The organism is Microbacterium barkeri, from assembly GCF_027921765.1.
In the GTDB taxonomy this organism is placed as follows: domain Bacteria; phylum Actinomycetota; class Actinomycetes; order Actinomycetales; family Microbacteriaceae; genus Microbacterium; species Microbacterium barkeri.
This window is the reverse complement of the sequence record NZ_BSEJ01000056.1, coordinates 1-584: the sequence shown is the minus strand read 5'-3', so window position 1 is coordinate 584 and position 584 is coordinate 1. Positions and strand designations below refer to the sequence as shown.

The following is a 584-nucleotide window of genomic DNA, read 5'->3' as shown; positions in this document are numbered from 1 at the left end:
ACAAACAACTGTCGCAGGATAACGAAAAGGCGCAGCTGCTACAGTCGCGGCAGTGGGGCGTGGAAGAGGTCTGCCGGCTCTATAAAATCCCGCCACATATGGTGCAGATGCTGGCGAAAGCGACCAACAACAATATCGAGCACCAGGGCCTGCAGTTCGTGATGTATACGCTGCTGGCCTGGCTGAAACGCCATGAGGGTGCGCTGCAGCGCGATCTGCTTCTGCCCAGCGAACGCCGCGATTTGTACATCGAGTTCAACGTTTCCGGGCTGCTGCGAGGCGACCAGAAGTCACGCTATGAATCGTATGCGCTGGGCCGCCAGTGGGGATGGCTATCCACTAACGATATCCGGCGTATGGAGAATCTGCCGCCAATTGCTGGCGGGGACAAATACCTGACACCGCTCAATATGGTCGACAGCGCGAAGATCCTTCCTGGCGATAAGTCGCCGACAGCGAAACAGCTGGCCGAAATCGAAACCCTTCTGGCCAGAGCCTGATTATTTCCCGCCGCGCGGGATGACCTGGAAGACAACATGACAACGAAATTAATTAACCTGCCGCACCTGGCAGATATGGTCTTT

Annotated in this window: 1 protein-coding gene; it reads left to right on the top strand. The window is 56.2% G+C overall.

Annotated elements, in window-relative coordinates:
* A partial coding sequence (locus PKE79_RS16585; protein WP_271174798.1) for a phage portal protein occupies positions 1 to 500 on the top strand: 500 nt, incomplete at its 5' end.
* Positions 501 to 584: the final 84 nt, after the last annotated feature.